Consider the following 18,532-nt stretch of genomic DNA (forward strand, 5'->3'; position numbering starts at 1 on the left):
CCGTAACATCCTCCAAAATATCAGGCCTACCAAATGACCACCCTAAGTATGGCGGTGACCTCGCTGAGCCAAGACCGATTTTTGTTCAATCAAGCCTTGAACAAGGAAGACTGGTCGTACAACATTCCAATGGTGATGACGCTGGAAGGGCCGTTGGATGGAGAAGGGTTGGAATGGTCATTGAATGAGGTCGTGAGACGACACGAGGTGTTGCGTACGGGTTTTTCGATGAATGAGGAGGGTGAGCCAGTGGCGGCGATACGAAGCGATATCTCGCTGGCGCTGCCGCTGGTTGATTTGAGTGGTTTGCCGGAGGAAGAGGCACAGACGGAGGCCGAGCGACTGGTGAAGGAGGATGCGAGACGACCATTCGACTTGAGTGATGCCCCGTTGATGCGCGTCCTGTTGGTGAGGGTGAACGAGACGAAACATATTTTTTTCGTCAATGTCCACCATATTGTTTTCGATGGGTGGTCTGGCAACATTTTTGTGCGGGAGCTGGGCGAACTCTATCGCTCGCGCAAGGAGGCGTGTGAGCCGGAGCTTGCGGATTTGCCGATCCAGTACCGGGACTTTGCACAGTGGCAGCGCGACTGGCTAGAAGGGGAAGAACTCGAGCGTCAGTTGTCGTATTGGAGAAAGCAGCTAGCCGACGCGCCGCAGACGCTGCAATTACCCTGCGATTATGAGCGTCCGGCGAAGTCGGGACACCATGGGGCGACACAGGTATTCGAGTTGCCCGTGGAGTATGTCGGCAAAATAAGCGAGTTGGCCAAGAGATACCGCGCTACGCCATTCATGGTGATGTTTGCGGTGTTCAATGTGCTGATGTACCGTTACACGGGGGCACCGGATATCTGCGTCGGCACACCCATTGCCAATCGTAATCGGGAGGAGGTGGAGGGGTTAATCGGTTTGTTCATCAACACGCTCGTGTTAAGAACAAAGTTGTCTGGCGACATGACGTTTGCGCAAGTGCTTGAAGAAGTGCGCACAACTACACTCGATGCATACTCCAATCAAGATCTACCCTTCGATAGATTGGTCCGCGGATTGAACCTGACTCGCAAGTCGGGACAGTCTCCCCTCGTAAATACAATGTTCGGCTACCATTTGACGGCTGATCGCGCGTTACGCCTGCCCGGTCTCCGTGCCATGACAACCTTCCTGCACAGCGACGTTGCACGCTTCGATTTGATTATGAATGTCTTTGCGTCAGACGCGACACTGACCGGCTACGTCGAATATCGCACGGAGCTCTTCAAAGCATCGACGATTCAGAGTATGGTTGTGCATTTCAAAGAGCTTATTTGCCGAATCTGTTTATCAACGGGCACAAAACTTCCCATTTTGCGGTTGGTCGATTCGAATTTTTCTGTCACCTACTCTGATTGATTTCGGAAGTGTATTCGTCAATGTCGCCTTCATTGCAGTGCTCCGGACCGAGGGAACTCCAACACACCTTGAGCGTCTGTGTTGATGTTCACGCAGAACTGATCCACTGGGGATGCGGACAAAATCTTGGACTACTTTGGAGGTAGTCCATGTATTCATACGAAGACCGCGTTCGGGCGGTCGAGCTGTACCTGAAACTCGGGAAGCGCATCAAGGGTAAGCCGTCAATAAACGACGCCCTACAAATCGGCGGCAGAAGGTCTGATGCTAAGTGTCCGCGTGGACACATGCACTCAGACCGTGATGACAGAAAAACAGGACCTTCGTAGCAGACTGGTGGTTGGCCGTCGACGGGATGGTCGGCGGGAATTTGATGAAGAGGCGGTGCGGGAGCTGGTCGAGTTTTGCCTGAAGCCAGGGGTATCGATCGCCCGGGCGGCCATGGACCATGATGTCAATCCGAACCAGTTGCGTCGCTGGATCTCGCGTCATCAGCAGCATACGCTGCAAACACCACCGAGACCGGACCCGCTGGTGATAGACGGCGTATCGATCGACATCCCGGGTTCGGCACGTCGTGTTCCGATGAGTGAAGCGCAGGCATTTGTCCCTGTCGTCACGGCGCCATCGACAGTGCCAGCCGTTTCCCCTGTACTGCCACCGGACACGTCGTTGATGTGACCTGCTCCCCGCGTTTAGTACGTAAGCCCCCGGCGAAGTCATCTTGACGGGACCGATCGCCGAGATGGTCAAGCGACGGTTGGCGTCCAGCGATGGGGCAGCAGCTGCGCGATGTCGGCAGCACGGTGGGTCGGCAACCGGGTCAACACGTCTTTCAGGTAAGCTAACGGATCGTGTCCGTTCAGTTGCGCGGAACGGATCAACGTCATGATCGCTGCTGCACGCTTTCCCGCGCGCAGTGACCCGGCGAACAACCAGTTCGACCTGCCGATGGCCCATGGGCGGACCTGGTTTTCCACCCAGTTGTTGTCCGCAGGCAGATGCCCGTCGTCCAGATAGCGCGTGAGCGCCTCCCAGCGTTTCAGGCTGTAATCGAGCGCCTTGGCAATCGCCGAGCCCTCGGGGACACGTTGTCTCTGCTCGAGCAGCCAGGTGTGGAGTGTGTCGGCGATCGGTCGAGCACGCTCCTGACGCACGATGCGTCTTCGGTCTGGTTCAAGTTCCGCTACATCACGTTCCACTTCGTACAGCGCGCCGAAGTACCGCAGCGCTTGCCCGGCGAGTTCGCTTTGGTGCTTGACGTGTAGATCGAAGAACTTCCGGCGGGCATGGGCGAGACATCCGATCTCAGTGATCCCGTTTTCGAAGCCGGCCTTGTAGCCGCCGTAGTCGTCGCACACCAGCTTGCCGCGCCACTCGCCCAGGAAAGCGCGCGCGTGTTCGCCGGCACGACTGTCTGCGAAGTCGTAGATCACCGCTTTCAGATCGGTGAACTGCGTGGTGCTGTACGCCCATAGATAGGCGCGATGGGTCTTGCCTTTGCCCGGTGCGAGCCTCTGTACCGGCGTCTCGTCAGCGTGCAGCACGTGTTGCTGCAACAGTTCCTGCTGTAGCGCGTCGACCAGAGGCTGCAATCGCACGCCGCATACCCCGACCCAGGCACCGAGCGTCGATTGCGGTATCGCCAAGCCAGCACGTGCAAAGATGCGCTCCAATCGATAGAGCGGCAAGTGATCGGCGTACTTTGCCACCAGCACCCACGCGAGCAGTGCAGCAGTCGGGATGCCCTTGTCGATCACCTGCGGCGCAACCGGCGCCTGCACCAGCGTCTCACATGCCTTGCATACCCACTTGCCGCGGATATGCCGCTTGACCGTGAACACGCCGGGCGCATAGTCCAGCTTCTCGCTGACGTCCTCGCCGATGCGTACGCGCTGGCAACCACACGCACAGGTCGTATCGTCCGGTTCGTGATGGATGTCGGTGCGGGGGAACTGCGGTGGCAGAGGCGCACGTTTCGGTTGCTGACGCGCCTGGCTGGCCCGCTTCTCCGGTTGCAGCGCTTCGAGCTCGGTTTCAATCGCCGCCAGATCCGCGTCGATCGCTTCGTCGAGCAGGCTCATTTGCTCTTTGTTGAGCTGTTCGCTGCGCCTGCCGAACTGCTGCCGCTTGATGATCGACAGTTCGTGCGTCAGCTGATCGATCCGCGTTTGACGATACCGCAGCTCCCGCTCCTTCTCATCAACCTCGCGGTCCTTCTCCCTAACCTCGACGATCAACGCCGCGGCCAAGGCGCGGAGCTGTTCGGGACTGAGGGCATCGAGGTCGGGTGGCAGGTCCATGGCAACCAGTCTGCCAGACGCCAACCCGATACGAAGCGGAACAGTTTACGTCCGGCGCAGCATCATAGGACGGTGATCGCGTGGTCCGGCGTGAGCGTGCGCCACGGCAATCCCGTCACCAACGCGCGCAACTGCACCGGATTCAGCGGCAGCGCGATCGCTTGCTCACCGTTGGTCCAGACGAATCGCCCCTTGTTCAGACGTCGTGCGGCAAGCCACACACCCAAGCCGTCGTAGACCAGCACCTTCATCCGCGTCGATTGCCGGTTGGCAAACAGGTACGCATGGTGGGGCCGCACCGCGCCGAACACCTTGACCACGCGTGCCAGCAACGTATCGACGCCGGCACGCATGTCGACCGGCTCCGTCGCCAGCCAGATGGTATCGATGCGAATCATCGCAGCCAGTCCTGTAACCACGTCGCACATTCGCCGGCCGCGGACACTGGCCAGCGCACCGTGACCGTCGCGGCTCCCCGGTGGATTTCGATCTGGATGTCAGTGGAACACGATGCGTTAGCCGGTGCGTCGAGTTGCAACGGAACGAACGCGGCAGGAACGTCCTTCGTTTCGACAGACGCCACAGGCGCCCCCGATGCCTCTCGCGTAGCCGCCACCCATCGACGCAGCAGATTGGCATTCAATCGGTAGTGCAGCGCCACCGCCGCAATCGACACGTGCGGCTGCAACGCCGCGCGGATCGCCTTCTCCTTGAATTCCTTGCTATGTCGCCGACGTCCCCCGGTCGGGCGAAGCTCGTCGTCAAGTGGCGTTGCCTTCGTCATCATGTACACCTGTCCATCAAAAATTTTAATGGACACGATGCTCCTTGCTTTCGATGGCCGCCTTCAAGATGACTTCGCCGGGGGCTTACTTTAGTACGGTGACGGTGTAGAGTCCGTTCCAGAGAGGAACGGCAATGAAAAAGCGATTCACCGAAGAACAAATCATCGGCATCTTGAAGGAAGCTGAGGCTGGCCTGAAGCCGGCGGAGCTGTGCCGCAAGTACGGCATATCGGAAGCGACCTACTACAACTGGAAAGCGAAGTTCGGCGGGATGACTGTCTCCGAAGCGCAGCGCCTGAAGGAACTGGAGCAGGAGAACAACAAGCTCAAGCGCCTGTTGGCCGAATCAATGCTCGACAACGCCGCGCTGAAGGACCTGCTGGCCCGAAAGTAGCAAGCCCGCAGGCCAAGCGCGAAGCGGTCCGAATCTTGATGGCCGAACGCGCCATGGGTGTTACCCGGGCCTGCGGGCTGGTAGGGATTTCGCGCTCGCTGTTCCACTACGAATCACGCCGCCGAGTTGACGACGAAGCGCTGACTGGCCGAATGATGGCCATCGCCGCGCAGAAACGCCGTTACGGCTATCGCCGGATTCACGTGCTGTTGCAGCGGGATGGTTGCTTCGCCAACCACATGCTGTAATTGCGTCTCCGGCTAACGACGGAGGCTGCCATGGAAACGTATGTGGGTCTCGATGTATCGCAGAAGTCAACGGCGGTTTGCGTAATCGATGGGGACGGTAATCCCGTCTGGCGCGGAACAGTAGCATCGGATCCGCAGGCTATTGATAGCATCATCCGACAGCAAGCCCCCGAGGTCCGGCGCGTCGGAATGGAAACTGGCCCTCTCGCAGTATGGCTCTATCACGCACTGCGAAATCGAGGTGTTCCTGTTGATTGCATTCATGCCCGCCACGTGCACGCAGCGCTCGCGACGCAACTGAACAAGACTGACAGCAATGATGCGCGCGGCATTGCTCAACTCACGCGCAGTGGCTGGTATCGTGCCGTCGAAGTCAAAAGTATCGCGAGCCACGAAGTCCGGCTGCTTCTTGGAGCGCGCAGTCAATTGGTCAGTATGCGTACCGGCCTGTACAACCAGATCCGCGGGGTGCTCAAAACCTTTGGTGTTGTGCTGCCTCCTGGTACGCGCGGCACATTCGAGAAACTCGTCGAGCAACATACGCCATCGACATCGCTAATCCGTGGCGTAGTTGACATCCTGCTCGACAGTTGGAGGCATATAGACAGGCAAGTCCGTGAGACCGATAAGGCGCTTGAACGGATTGCGCGCGCCAGCGATGTGTGTCGTCGTCTGATGACGGTCCCCGGTGTCGGCGTGAAGACAGCAGTGGCATTCGCTGCTGCAGTCGACAATCCGGATCGATTCCGCCGTGTCGGCGATATTGGTCCGTATCTTGGTCTAACGCCACGGAAGTACCAATCAGGGGACGTCGACCATAACGGTGGAATATCCAAGACCGGCTGCCGGCTGACCAGACACATGCTGTTCGAGGCGGCGTCGGCTTTGCTCCTGCGTCATAAGCGCGACTGCGCACTCCGACGTTGGGCGCAGGCACTGATTCCCCGGATAGGCTTGCGCAAAGCACTGGTTGCAACCGCTCGCAAACTCTCAACGCTGCTGCTCTCAATGTGGAGAAGCGGCAAGGAGTTCATACCGGGATAGCCACACGCTCGCCATCGCAAGTCGCTTTACCTGCAACAACTGCGGTACCGGTTCATCCAGGCTGATTACGTCGCCTCAACGATTCCTTGACGCGCTTTGCGGGAAAACCGCGGCAATCACATCGGAACGTTGTAGCGACTCTCTGACGGCATGTTGTGGCGTGAACACGACCACGAAGACGACAAGGAAACGGCTGGTCTGAACCCTTTCTAGGAGGATGATCTATTGACAGCAATTAGACGACAAGCGCATCTGGCGCCTGTACAGCAAGGCGGGACTGAGCGTGCGCAAGCGGCGACGCAAGCGTATTGCGGCTGTCGAGCGCACGCCGCTGCCGTTACCAACAGGCCCGAATCAGAGTTGGTCGATGGACTTCGTTTCTGACGGGCTAGCCTATGGTCGGCGGTTTCGATGCCTGTGAGCGGCCCCCAGTAAACAGTGCCATGATGTAAGCGAGTTTTCGGCGGACTTTTTCAGTATGAAAGGAGCCGTACGATGAAACGCAAGCGCTTCAGTGTCGAGCAGATTGTGGCGGTGTTGAAACAGGCCGAAGCAGGCATGCCGGTCGCGGAACTGACTCGTCACGTGGGCATTTCGGAGCAAACTGTTGATGTCCGCACAGAACTGACCCACTAGAGCTGAAAATTTTCATCGAATTTTGACCCACGTGATTGAATGCCCTGCTCAATCTTTGAGCAGGGGATACAAAGGTGATCACGGTGGGCATATTGGCCAAGATCAGGCGGATGTATTTCCGCGAGAAGGTCCCACTGCGCGAGATTGCGCGGCGTACGGGCCTGTCCCGAAACACGGTGCGCCGCTGGCTGCGGCAGACTGATGCTGTCGAGCCGAAGTATCCGAAGCGCGTCAGCCCGAGCGTCATCGACGACTGGGCCGCACAGCTGACAGGTTGGCTGCGTGCCGACAGTCATCGCCCGAAGCGTGACCGGCGCACCGCCCGGTTCATGTTCGAGGCGATCCGCGCCGAGGGTTACGCCGGCAGCTACGGCCGCGTAAGCGCGTTCGTGAGGCGTTGGCACGAGGAGCAGGCTGAGGCGCCTCGCAGGAAGGCCTTCGTGCCGCTCGCCTTCGAACCCGGCGAAGCCTTCCAGTTTGACTGGAGCTGCGAATACGCGTTTGTTGGCGGGCTACGGCGACGCCTGGAGGTCGCCCACGTCAAACTTAACTCCAGCCGCGCGTTCTGGCTCGTCGCCTATCCCACACAGAGTCACGAGATGCTGTTCGATGCGCACGCCCGCGCATTCGCCGCGTTCGGCGGCGTGCCGCGGCGCGGCATCTACGACAACATGAAGACCGCCGTGGACAAGGTTGGCCGCGGCAAGGAGCGTGCGGTCAACGCGCGCTTCGAAGCGATGTGCAGTCACTACCTGTTGTCAACGTCGGACGTAATTTCCCCAGAAGTGTCGAAGTAAAATTCCCCACCCTGTTCGGACGGTGATCAGCCGGCGATGTGATCGGATGAGCTCCTTCGCGGACGGCCCGGGCGCCGACGAACCGGTTCAGCGGACGGGTGATTCAGGGAAGATGGTCGGTTGCGCAGATGGTCGGGCAGCAGATCGGCGTGTTCTCGTAGGCGGTACGATGTGCCTTCAATCTGCACGACGATCGCGTGGTGCAGCAGCCGGTCGAGCAGCGCCGCGGCGACCACGCTGTCGCCGAACACTTCGCCCCATTCGCCGAAGCTGCGATTGGACGTCAGGATGATCGCGCAGCGCTCGTAGCAGGCGTTGACGAGCTGGAAGAACAGATTGCCGCCGTTGGAGCCGATCGGCAGGTAACCGATCTCGTCGACGATGAGCAGGCTGTTGCGTGCAAGGAAGCGCACGCGCTGCGCCAGGTTGCCCTCCCGCTCGGCCTTGGCCATCGAGTTCACGATCTCGGCCAGCGAGCCGAAGTAGACGCTCTTGCCGGCGCGCACGGCTTCCACGCCCAGCGCAATGGACAGGTGCGATTTGCCCGTGCCGGGCGGCCCAAGGAAGTGCACGGTCTGCCGTCGTTCGATGAACTCAAGTTGCGCAAGCGTCATGATGCGATCTCGGTCGAGGCTCGGCTGGAAGCTGAAGTCGTAACCGGCCAGCGTCTTGATCGTGCCGAGCCGCGCGGTCTGCAGCGCCATCCGGATGCGGCGGGTCTCGCGCGTCGTGAACTCCTCGCCCAGCAGCGTTTCCAACACTTCCAGCATCGAGCTGTCGCCTTGCTCGAAGCGATTCAGGGTGGCGTCCAGCGTTTCGAGCGCGCGCGGCATGCGCAAGCCGACGAGATAGCGCCGGATGCGTTCCAGTGTCGAGGCAGGCATGCCGCTCATGCGGTCCTCCCAGCATCTGCGAGGCGTCTTGCGACCTGGTCATAGAACGACAGAGGCCGGCGAGCTACGGCTACCGTTACCGATGGTGATGGGTGTCGTGCTGGCTGCTTGCGCTGATTTGCGCGCCGATGGCCGGGCAACAGCGAGGTTCGTCGCCGGCCTTCGAGCACGGGATGAACCGCCAGCAGTTCACCGTCTTCGTAGATGCGGATCTCGTGGGCCAGACTGTGGACGTCGAGCGTGCGCTTGCGTGTTCGATCGGGCACGCTGTAGTAGTTGCCGCCGACCGAGACGAGGCCTTCGTGACTCACGCGACGCTCGAGCCGGATCACGCCGTTGAAGGTGCCGGCCGGCAACGCCTGCAGTGCGGGACGCTCCTCACCGAAGTGCTGGGCGACGACGCGGTGCGTCGTGCCGTGCACGCGCACATTGGCCACCGTGTCGAGCCACTCGCGCAACTGTCGGTTCAAGTCGGCGAGATTCTGGAAACGACGCGCCAGGAAGAAGTCCTGCCGGATATAGCGGTACGGCCGCTCGACCTTGCCCTTGGTCTTGGCGCGATATGCCTTGCAGGCGCGCGGCGCGAAGCCGTAGTGCTGCGCAAACGCGACCAGCTTCGCGTTGTAGACGATGTGCTTCTCGACTTCGCCCAGCACGGCCGCCTTCATCCGGTCGTACAGAATCTCGCGCGGAGCGCCGCCGAGGTGCTCGAACGCATCCATGTGGCAGCGCAGGACGGTCTGCAGGTCCTGATGCTCGACGAAACGTCCCCAGAGATAGCGGCTGTGCCCAAGCACGATCGAGAATAGCCAGATCGAGCGTCGCTGGCCAGGCGCGTCGCCGAACTCGACATTGAAGTGGGCGAAATCCACCTGCGCTTGATGCCCGGCAGGCGTCTCGAAGCGCACCTCGAAGCCACGTTGGCGGGGCGGCCGGACCTCCCGAACCAGGTCGCCCAGTGCCGTGCGGCCACCGGTGTACCCCATGGCCCGAATCTCGCGCAGCAGTCGCTCGACGCTCAGGTCGGGAAACTCGCGCACACGTTCGGTGACGTAGTGGACGAACGGATCGACCACGCACGGTCGCGGTGCGCGCGGACCGTAACGCGGCGCCTGAACGCCATTCCTGATGTATTTACGAACGGTCTTGCGGTCCATACCCAGTCGAGTAGCGATGGCCGAAATACTCAGCCCTTGCCGATGCAATTCCAGAATCGTCATCACTTCCTCCAGCTCGACCACCGACACCCCCACGACGGATCTCCAGGGCGATATGGTCGGCGATCGACAGGACGGCGCCGCTACCGCGGCGCCATCAGATAAAAAACTGGGGAAAATTACTTCGACGAAAGTGGGGAGTATCTATCCGACGCTGACACCTGTTCGAGCCGGAGTTCTGCAACCGGGCTGCAGGCTGGGAGAAAGGCATCGTCGAGAAGAACGTTCAGGACCGGCGACGTCAGATCTGGCACGAAGCAGCGCTACGGCGCTGGGAAACGCTGGAGATCCTGAACGAATGGGTCGCTGGTCAGTGTCGTGAGGCGTGGCACATGCGGCACCCGCAGTGGCCTGAGCTGACAGTCGAGGATGTGCTGCAGGACGAGCGTACCCGGCTGATGCCCAATCCACGGCCGTTCGACGGCTACATCGAGCAGACCCTGCGAGTCTCGTCGACCAGCCTGATTCACTTCCAACGCAACCGCTACAGCGTGCCCACCGAGTACACGAACCAGTTGGTGAGCGTGCGCTGCTATCCGGCATATCTCAGCGTCGTCGCCAACGCCCAGGAGATCGCACGCCACGAACGCAGCTTCGAGCGGCACATGACCTTCTACGATTGGCGCCACTACGTCACGCTGGTCGAGCGCAAACCCGGCGCACTGCGCAACGGCGCACCGTTCATCACGATGCCGCAGCCGCTGCAACTGCTGCAGCGGCATCTGCTGAAACACCCGGGCGGAGATCGCGTCATGACGCAGGTGCTCGCTGCGGTGCGCGAACACGGGCTCGATGCGGTGCTGCTCGCCGTACAGGCTGCGCTGGATTCAGGACGCCCCAGCGCAGAGCACGTCCTGAACGTGCTGAGCCGGCTGAAGGCGCCCGTCACGAATGGCAGCCTCGCCACGACGAAACTCCAGCTCAAGGAAGAGCCCGCGGCCGACGTGAACCGTTACGAGACGCTGCGTGCCAACCCACCGGAGGATCGTCATGTCTAACGATATCGCGGCCCAGCTCAAGGGTCTTAAACTGCACGGCATGGCGAGCACGTGGCCGGAGCTGCTCGCGCAGTCGCGCCACACTGACTTCGAGCCGGAGCGCTTCATGAAGCAGCTGTTGATGGCTGAAACCGCCGAACGGCAGGTGCGCTCGATCGCCTATCAAATGACCGCTGCGCGCTTCCCGGCCCACCGCGACCTGAAGGGCTTCGACTTCGCGCAGGCACACGTCGACGAAGCGCTGGTGCGCGAACTGAGCGAGCTGTCGTTCCTCGAAAGCGCGCACAACGTCGTGTTCATCGGTGGTCCGGGCACTGGCAAGACGCACCTCGCCTCAGCGATCGGAATCGAAGCCGTACAGCGCCACGGCAAGCGTGTGCGCTACTTCTCGACCGTCGAGCTGACCAACGCCCTGGAGCAGGAGAAGTCCATCGGCAAACAAGGCCAGATCGCCCACAAGCTGATGTACGTCGATCTGGTGATTCTCGATGAGCTGGGCTATCTGCCGTTCAGCCAGACCGGCGGTGCATTGCTGTTCCATCTGCTCTCAAAGCTTTACGAGCACACGAGCGTCGCGATCACGACCAATCTCAGCTTCGGCGAGTGGGCGAGCGTGTTCGGGGATGCAAAGATGACGACAGCGCTGCTGGACCGCGTCACCCATCACTGCCACATCGTCGAAACGGGCAATGAATCGTGGCGCTTCAGGACCAGTTCTGCCAAGGCAAAGACAACAAGAAAAAGAGCAGCAAAACCAGCGGGTAACGAAGAGTTATCCACACCGGAATAGATGTACTACGCTGTCTCAGGGTGGGTCAGATTTAGATGAAATCGGTGGGTTAAGACTCGGTGGAAATCAACAGTCAGGCTGGGCTCAGGCATGAGGGCCCTCCTGGCGCGCGTGCGCGCCCCGCAACATTGCCGTGGCGGAGATGAGCGCCATCAGTTCCCGGTGGCCGCAGTCGCGGACGGTCGTGCCCCACGCGTCCGCGGTCGTCACGGCGTCAACGTCGGCGCCACCAGCAATGCGCAGCAGCACGTGGCGGCACGCCTGGGCGACGGTTTTCATCGGGAAGTCGATCGGCCCCGCGTAGCGCGGCGGCAGCGTATCAAGCATCGCCTGCATCAGCGCGGCAGCCTGGTGCTCCATTCGGAACCCGCCAGCCCATGGGCGTGGGGCCAAGCCTGCGGTGAATGACTTCCCCGAACCGGGCGGCCATTCGCTGCTGTCGTCGTACCCGCGCATCACATAGGCGAGTTCATCGGTCGTCCGAACGCAGTGAAATGGCTCGGCGGCCAACATGAAGCGCGCCGCGACATGAGCGCTCCCCGCGAGCGCGAGGCCGAACGGTTCGTCGAAGAACTGCAGCGACGCGATCGAAAACACGCACAGCCGAATTCGTTGCTTCTCAAGCAAGCTGTGCAATTCGACCAGCCACAGCCACTCGCGCTGGCTCATGCCCTGCGCTTCGTCGATCACCAGCACCAGGAAGCGTCCGCCGCCCTGGGCGGCGAGCTCGATCCAGCGCTCGACCAGCATGGTTTGCCGTTCCAGCGGGCTGCGCCGTGCCTGAGCGAGCCTGTGGCCGCTCGCATCGAGCAGGTGCGCGTAAAAGCTGCCGACAGCCTGACTGCTGCCAGAATCCGTGTGGCTCCAGATCACCAACGGCAGGAAACCTCCATGGCGCTCGGACAGCAGCCGCTGCAGCCAGTGATCGACGGCACTCGACTTGCCGAAACGCGACGGCCCGAAAATGGTCGCGCCGTCGATCTGGTCGTCCAGCCAACTGCCGATGCGTTCGGCCATGTCGTGAATCGCGATCGTGAACAGCGAGTAGTCGCGCGTCACGACCGGATGATCGCGCGGCACGTGGGCCGCCACGAGCGGATCCCGGATTCCGGCGGGCGTTACCATTGCTGAGCTCGACGCATCGGAGGCAAAGGCACGCTGGTGCGCGCAGGCGCGGCGGATGCCACCTCAGCATTTGTCGCCGGTGTTTCCGGGCGCTTGGCCAGGCTGACCATCGACTGTGCGGCCACCCGCTCCGCATTCAGTTGCAGAATGCGCCGCGCCTCAAGATAGGCCGGGTGGACCGGCAATTTGCCACCGGGCGACGCCTCGCAATACTGGATCAGAGCTTCAACCGCGTCGCCGTGGGTCGCCAGATGCAGCAGCCGGCGCTTTTCAAGGGAACGGATCGCCGTGCGTACGTACAGCGAATGCGGCGACAGATGCCACGGAGGTGCAGCGCGGACCACGCCGAGAAACAGGCCCCGCTGTGTCGAGACCGTCGCAAAACGCGCATCGTCCTCGTTGTCGAGCTGCAGCCAGAAGGCCTGTCCGAGCAGGTCAGTGCGCAGGCACAGCCACTCGGCCGAATACCGCGCATTGGCGAAATGGAAATGCGGCCGGCGCCCTGTCTTGACCCCACCCAGCAACGTACACTGCTTGCGCACGCCAACTAGGCGACGCACTGCGTTCGGATCGGCCTGGCGAGGTGTCCACGTGCCGGTTTCCAATAACCATGCGAGCTGCTCGAGCGGGCTGCGATAGCCCAGTCCCGAGTGTGGCGTGGCGTTGTAGTTGGCAATCAGCGTGTCGAGCAACTCCTCCGCGTACTCGAGCTGGAACTGCGTCGCCACGGCCGCGGCGTTGGGATCGGCACCATGCCTGTCGCTCGGCGCGCTACCGGTCGTCGTCGCGAGCCGGTGAAACCCACCGGCCGCCAGGCGCCCGAAGAACGACTCTACGAATGGCCGGTCGTCCTTGCTGCGCCGGCTGCTGTAGCTTGCAGCATCCTGCGGCTTGACGATTCTGGCGTCGACCACGTCGCGCAGCACGTTTTCGACGCGCGCGCAGATGTTGGCCAGCGCTCCGTCGACGCTGAATTCGTTCCAGCACGCGCCGGCGAGCTGCGGCAATACATGCGACGGCAGGCCGGCGCCCGGTACGTACGCGGCGTCGCTGAACTGCAGGTCGCCCGGAGTCCACTGCGTGAGGGCGCAGCGGACTGCGCGCAGCACGTCTTCGGCGGAGCACTCGCGTCGCAGGCTGAGGTGATAGCCGAGCACCGCGCGCGAGGCCACTTCGACCAGCACGATGACCCAGAGGCGGTGAATTATGCGCGGTTCAGCGCCGCCGTGCGGAGACGGTAGCATGACCACCATGCGGGCATCGAGCTTATGCGCATCGCATTCAACGCGCTCGAACGGGGCCAGCGGCGGCCGACGCGTGCTATCGCCGGCGCGCGCCTTGCGCGTCGCTTCTGGCCCGCCGGCCAGTTCGCGGGCCCGTGCCGGATGCTCCGCGAGGACGCGATCGATGTAGCGGGCCAGCGTCACGTATCCGCGCTTTTCGACGTTGAACGGCCATTCGCCGCGGCGCTCGAAGCCGCGTGCGCGCAGTTCGGCGAGAAACCAGCGAAAGATAGCTATGCGCGGCCGGCGCGACGCCTCAAGTGCAGGACGTTTGCCGAGAATGCGTTCGCGCAGCATGTCTTCGAATCCGCGCCCCGCGGGCGACTCGAACACCCATTGCAGGGCGCCAACGGCCCCGCCGCTCCAAGCGTTGAGGGCAAGCGGCGCCGTCCGTTCGTAGGCCTTCACGCGGGCATGCGGTAACAGGCCCCGCCAGCCATAGATATGTCCGTCGGGATGCGGCTTGAGGCAGCGCTCGGTCAGCAGTCGATAAGCCTGACCGCGGCCCATCCCGCATGCCGCTTTGATCTGAATGTCGGTTGCGCCCTCGAGGTAAAGGCGAATCGCGCGCTCGCGCCGCAGATATAGGGCAGTACGCTCAGCAGGCAATGCCAGCGGGTCGACCGCAGGCCAGCTTTCCAGATCGACGTCGCCCGGCAGCTCAGCTTCGCCGTCCTTTGCCGCAATGCTTGCCAGCAACCGTGAGCGCCGTGCCATCTCGCGCCTCCGCCATCGCGTCGACCATTACGACACAAGATTAGTTGAGATCGAGCATAGCGCCACAACTTGTTGACGATGGGCTCATAGGTCGAAAAGTTGTGAAACCTGGAGTTGCCCCTGTATCTCCGGACACGCGCTAGAACAGACTTGTCAATATTGCGAATCAGGTGTTCGACAGATGTCCGTAATGACGCCATCCGCGAAGATCTTGCCCTCCCACATCTGGATTTCCTTGCCGACAGCCAGAAGTGGGGCAACCAGGGCGAAGGACAGAAACTTTACCGGTACATCGTGTTCGTGACCAAGTTCGAGAAGTCGACCTTCCAGCAACCAGCGACAATCGAAGTGCCGACCCTCGATGACCAGGGGGCAACCGAAGTGCGTACCCGGATTTACGAATACCGGCCCATTTCGTCCTCCTTCGGCCGTGGTTCTGAGCCGGAGGCGAAGTAGCACATCAGGTTGCATCAGACTCCCTCCCTGACCATAGTTCGCCTGAACTCACGTGGAGAGCGATATTTCAAGGCGCTATGTGGATGCTGCTCGTTGTAATGCTCAAAGGCGATGGCGAGATTGCGCACGGCCGTCGCCGCGTCGGGCTTCGGCATGAAGGTCACGTAGTCGCGTTTCATCGTCTTCACGAAGCTCTCCGCCATGCCGTTACTTTGTGGGCTGCACACCGGCGTCGTCAATGGCTTCAGGCCGATGTCGGCAGCGAAGGCGCGGGTCTTCTCGGCAATGTAGCCCGAGCCGTTATCCGTAAGCCATTCTATTTCCGCTGGCGCCTGCAAGGCGTCGCCAAAGCGGTGCTCGATGGCCGCGAGCATCACGTCACGCACGATGTTCCCGCTGTGGCCGCCGGTCGTCGCCGCCCAGCTCATCGCTTCGCGGTCGCAGCAGTCCAACGCAAACGTCACGCGCAGCGGTTCGCCGTTGTCGCAACGAAACTCGAAGCCGTCAGAACACCAGCGTTGATTGCTCTTCGCCACGGCGACCTTGCCGTCATGCCGACGCTGCGGGCGCGGCGGCATGGTCCTGCGCTCGACCAGCAAGCTGTGTACGCGCATGACGCGATAGACCCGCTTGACGTTAACGGGGGCCGCGCCTTGGTTCTCCCGCAGGCTTCGCAGCCTGCCCCAGACGCGCCGGTAACCCCAGCTCGGCAAGTCGGCGATGATGTGCCGGATTTCCTCGACCAACTTGGCGTCGTTGGTGTGCCTCACCGTGCGCCCGTCACGCCAATCGGCAGGTCGGGCGAGCTTCGCCGTCACATTCGAGCGCGCTACGCCGAGAACTTCGCAGACCTGTTTCACTGGTCGTCCCCCGGCAACGATGGCGAGCGCGCAATCCATTAATAGGATGGTCCGCCCCTCCCGTAATCGCGTAATCTGGGCCGACTGTTGATTTCCACCGAGTCTTAACCCACCGATTTCATCTAAATCTGACCCACCCTGAGACAGCGTAGTACATCTATTCCGGTGTGGATAACTCTTCGTTACCCGCTGGTTTTGCTGCTCTTTTTCTTGTTGTCTTTGCCTTGGCAGAACTGGTCCTGAAGCGCCACGATTCATTGCCCGTTTCGACGATGTGGCAGTGATGGGTGACGCGGTCCAGCAGCGCTGTCGTCATCTTTGCATCCCCGAACACGCTCGCCCACTCGCCGAAGCTGAGATTGGTCGTGATCGCGACGCTCGTGTGCTCGTAAAGCTTTGAGAGCAGATGGAACAGCAATGCACCGCCGGTCTGGCTGAACGGCAGATAGCCCAGCTCATCGAGAATCACCAGATCGACGTACATCAGCTTGTGGGCGATCTGGCCTTGTTTGCCGATGGACTTCTCCTGCTCCAGGGCGTTGGTCAGCTCGACGGTCGAGAAGTAGCGCACACGCTTGCCGTGGCGCTGTACGGCTTCGATTCCGATCGCTGAGGCGAGGTGCGTCTTGCCAGTGCCCGGACCACCGATGAACACGACGTTGTGCGCGCTTTCGAGGAACGACAGCTCGCTCAGTTCGCGCACCAGCGCTTCGTCGACGTGTGCCTGCGCGAAGTCGAAGCCCTTCAGGTCGCGGTGGGCCGGGAAGCGCGCAGCGGTCATTTGATAGGCGATCGAGCGCACCTGCCGTTCGGCGGTTTCAGCCATCAACAGCTGCTTCATGAAGCGCTCCGGCTCGAAGTCAGTGTGGCGCGACTGCGCGAGCAGCTCCGGCCACGTGCTCGCCATGCCGTGCAGTTTAAGACCCTTGAGCTGGGCCGCGATATCGTTAGACATGACGATCCTCCGGTGGGTTGGCACGCAGCGTCTCGTAACGGTTCACGTCGGCCGCGGGCTCTTCCTTGAGCTGGAGTTTCGTCGTGGCGAGGCTGCCATTCGTGACGGGCGCCTTCAGCCGGCTCAGCACGTTCAGGACGTGCTCTGCGCTGGGGCGTCCTGAATCCAGCGCAGCCTGTACGGCGAGCAGCACCGCATCGAGCCCGTGTTCGCGCACCGCAGCGAGCACCTGCGTCATGACGCGATCTCCGCCCGGGTGTTTCAGCAGATGCCGCTGCAGCAGTTGCAGCGGCTGCGGCATCGTGATGAACGGTGCGCCGTTGCGCAGTGCGCCGGGTTTGCGCTCGACCAGCGTGACGTAGTGGCGCCAATCGTAGAAGGTCATGTGCCGCTCGAAGCTGCGTTCGTGGCGTGCGATCTCCTGGGCGTTGGCGACGACGCTGAGATATGCCGGATAGCAGCGCACGCTCACCAACTGGTTCGTGTACTCGGTGGGCACGCTGTAGCGGTTGCGTTGGAAGTGAATCAGGCTGGTCGACGAGACTCGCAGGGTCTGCTCGATGTAGCCGTCGAACGGCCGTGGATTGGGCATCAGCCGGGTACGCTCGTCCTGCAGCACATCCTCGACTGTCAGCTCAGGCCACTGCGGGTGCCGCATGTGCCACGCCTCACGACACTGACCAGCGACCCATTCGTTCAGGATCTCCAGCGTTTCCCAGCGCCGTAGCGCTGCTTCGTGCCAGATCTGACGTCGCCGGTCCTGAACGTTCTTCTCGACGATGCCTTTCTCCCAGCCTGCAGCCCGGTTGCAGAACTCCGGCTCGAACAGGTAGTGACTGCACATCGCTTCGAAGCGCGCGTTGACCGCACGCTCCTTGCCGCGGCCAACCTTGTCCACGGCGGTCTTCATGTTGTCGTAGATGCCGCGCCGCGGCACGCCGCCGAACGCGGCGAATGCGCGGGCGTGCGCATCGAACAGCATCTCGTGACTCTGTGTGGGATAGGCGACGAGCCAGAACGCGCGGCTGGAGTTAAGTTTGACGTGGGCGACCTCCAGGCGTCGCCGTAGCCCGCCAACAAACGCGTATTCGCAGCTCCAGTCAAACTGGAAGGCTTCGCCGGGTTCGAAGGCGAGCGGCACGAAGGCCTTCCTGCGAGGCGCCTCAGCCTGCTCCTCGTGCCAACGCCTCACGAACGCGCTTACGCGGCCGTAGCTGCCGGCGTAACCCTCGGCGCGGATCGCCTCGAACATGAACCGGGCGGTGCGCCGGTCACGCTTCGGGCGATGACTGTCGGCACGCAGCCAACCTGTCAGCTGTGCGGCCCAGTCGTCGATGACGCTCGGGCTGACGCGCTTCGGATACTTCGGCTCGACAGCATCAGTCTGCCGCAGCCAGCGGCGCACCGTGTTTCGGGACAGGCCCGTACGCCGCGCAATCTCGCGCAGTGGGACCTTCTCGCGGAAATACATCCGCCTGATCTTGGCCAATATGCCCACCGTGATCACCTTTGTATCCCCTGCTCAAAGATTGAGCAGGGCATTCAATCACGTGGGTCAAAATTCGATGAAAATTTTCAGCTCTAGTGGGTCAGTTCTGTGCGGACATCAACAATCCACAGTTCCTGCGGACGCACG

At 61.6% G+C, this 18,532-nt stretch carries 14 protein-coding genes and 6 pseudogenes; 9 read left to right on the forward strand and 11 right to left on the reverse strand.

Going from position 1 to position 18,532, the window contains the following annotated elements:
* Positions 1-33: 33 nt before the first annotated feature.
* Complete coding sequence (locus tag ACPTTC_RS07565; protein WP_423392060.1) at positions 34-1,395, forward strand: condensation domain-containing protein; 1,362 nt, start codon at positions 34-36, stop codon at positions 1,393-1,395.
* Between the two features lie 303 nt (positions 1,396-1,698).
* Complete coding sequence (locus tag ACPTTC_RS07570) at positions 1,699-2,076, forward strand: transposase (protein WP_423392061.1); 378 nt, start codon at positions 1,699-1,701, stop codon at positions 2,074-2,076.
* A gap of 68 nt (positions 2,077-2,144) precedes the next feature.
* On the opposite strand, the gene tnpC is transcribed toward ACPTTC_RS07570, so the two are convergent.
* The 3 genes from tnpC to ACPTTC_RS07585 form a co-directional block, all read right to left on the reverse strand.
* Complete coding sequence (gene tnpC / locus ACPTTC_RS07575) at positions 2,145-3,698, reverse strand: IS66 family transposase (protein ID WP_423392062.1); 1,554 nt, start codon at positions 3,696-3,698, stop codon at positions 2,145-2,147.
* 62 nt (positions 3,699-3,760) lie between these two features.
* A complete protein-coding gene (tnpB, locus tag ACPTTC_RS07580; RefSeq protein WP_423392063.1) occupies positions 3,761-4,096 on the reverse strand; it encodes an IS66 family insertion sequence element accessory protein TnpB in 336 nt (111 codons plus the stop codon).
* Entirely contained in the window at positions 4,093-4,518 is a 426-nt protein-coding gene (locus ACPTTC_RS07585; protein WP_423392064.1) for a transposase, read from the reverse strand. Before ACPTTC_RS07585 ends, tnpB begins: the two co-directional genes overlap by 4 nt.
* A gap of 98 nt (positions 4,519-4,616) precedes the next feature.
* Here ACPTTC_RS07585 and ACPTTC_RS07590 point away from each other — a divergent pair.
* The 5 genes and pseudogenes from ACPTTC_RS07590 to istA (ACPTTC_RS07610) form a co-directional block, all read left to right on the forward strand.
* Positions 4,617-5,116: pseudogene (locus tag ACPTTC_RS07590) on the forward strand (transposase); the annotation flags it as partial.
* 39 nt (positions 5,117-5,155) lie between these two features.
* Positions 5,156-6,169 (forward strand): IS110 family transposase, encoded by a 1,014-nt coding sequence (locus ACPTTC_RS07595; protein WP_423392065.1) that lies wholly within the window; start codon positions 5,156-5,158, stop codon positions 6,167-6,169.
* A 244-nt stretch (positions 6,170-6,413) separates the two neighbouring features.
* Positions 6,414-6,587, forward strand: a pseudogene (locus ACPTTC_RS07600) (IS3 family transposase); the annotation flags it as partial.
* A gap of 77 nt (positions 6,588-6,664) precedes the next feature.
* Positions 6,665-6,775: pseudogene (locus tag ACPTTC_RS07605) on the forward strand (transposase); the annotation flags it as partial.
* 113 nt (positions 6,776-6,888) lie between these two features.
* Positions 6,889-7,560: pseudogene (istA, locus tag ACPTTC_RS07610) on the forward strand (IS21 family transposase); the annotation flags it as partial.
* A 68-nt stretch (positions 7,561-7,628) separates the two neighbouring features.
* Here the strand turns inward: istA (ACPTTC_RS07610) and istB (ACPTTC_RS07615) are convergent.
* Positions 7,629-8,495: an IS21-like element ISBcen28 family helper ATPase IstB gene (gene istB, locus ACPTTC_RS07615; protein ID WP_124681121.1), complete on the reverse strand. Its 867-nt coding sequence runs from the start codon at positions 8,493-8,495 to the stop codon at positions 7,629-7,631.
* Positions 8,492-9,748: an IS21-like element ISBcen28 family transposase gene (gene istA, locus ACPTTC_RS07620; protein WP_423391356.1), complete on the reverse strand. Its 1,257-nt coding sequence runs from the start codon at positions 9,746-9,748 to the stop codon at positions 8,492-8,494. Before istA (ACPTTC_RS07620) ends, istB (ACPTTC_RS07615) begins: the two co-directional genes overlap by 4 nt.
* Positions 9,749-9,870: 122 nt before the next feature.
* On the opposite strand from istA (ACPTTC_RS07620), the pseudogene ACPTTC_RS07625 reads away from it, so the two are divergent.
* Positions 9,871-10,710 (forward strand): annotated as a pseudogene (locus ACPTTC_RS07625) (Mu transposase domain-containing protein); the annotation flags it as partial.
* Entirely contained in the window at positions 10,703-11,500 is a 798-nt protein-coding gene (istB, locus tag ACPTTC_RS07630; RefSeq protein WP_060091270.1) for an IS21-like element helper ATPase IstB, read from the forward strand. The pseudogene ACPTTC_RS07625 and the gene istB (ACPTTC_RS07630), both read left to right, overlap by 8 nt.
* A gap of 84 nt (positions 11,501-11,584) precedes the next feature.
* Here the strand turns inward: istB (ACPTTC_RS07630) and ACPTTC_RS07635 are convergent, their stop codons facing one another.
* From ACPTTC_RS07635 to istA (ACPTTC_RS07660), 6 genes and pseudogenes are all read right to left on the reverse strand, one after another.
* Positions 11,585-12,625, reverse strand: coding sequence for an ATP-binding protein (locus tag ACPTTC_RS07635; RefSeq protein ID WP_423392066.1), 1,041 nt, complete (start codon positions 12,623-12,625; stop codon positions 11,585-11,587).
* Complete coding sequence (locus ACPTTC_RS07640) at positions 12,619-14,625, reverse strand: hypothetical protein (protein WP_423392067.1); 2,007 nt, start codon at positions 14,623-14,625, stop codon at positions 12,619-12,621. The genes ACPTTC_RS07635 and ACPTTC_RS07640 overlap by 7 nt, the downstream gene beginning before the upstream one ends.
* Before the next feature lie 153 nt (positions 14,626-14,778).
* Positions 14,779-15,096: a hypothetical protein gene (locus tag ACPTTC_RS07645; protein WP_423391994.1), complete on the reverse strand. Its 318-nt coding sequence runs from the start codon at positions 15,094-15,096 to the stop codon at positions 14,779-14,781.
* Positions 15,096-16,085: pseudogene (locus ACPTTC_RS07650) on the reverse strand (IS3 family transposase); the annotation flags it as partial. The gene ACPTTC_RS07645 and the pseudogene ACPTTC_RS07650, both read right to left, overlap by 1 nt.
* Before the next feature lie 13 nt (positions 16,086-16,098).
* Positions 16,099-16,896, reverse strand: coding sequence for an IS21-like element helper ATPase IstB (gene istB / locus ACPTTC_RS07655; RefSeq protein WP_060091270.1), 798 nt, complete (start codon positions 16,894-16,896; stop codon positions 16,099-16,101).
* A complete protein-coding gene (gene istA, locus ACPTTC_RS07660; protein ID WP_224755808.1) occupies positions 16,889-18,367 on the reverse strand; it encodes an IS21 family transposase in 1,479 nt (492 codons plus the stop codon). The genes istB (ACPTTC_RS07655) and istA (ACPTTC_RS07660) overlap by 8 nt, the downstream gene beginning before the upstream one ends.
* Positions 18,368-18,532 lie beyond the last annotated feature (165 nt).

The sequence above is a fragment of the Burkholderia mycopellens genome, assembly GCF_964265025.1.
Classification (GTDB): Bacteria; Pseudomonadota; Gammaproteobacteria; order Burkholderiales; family Burkholderiaceae; genus Burkholderia.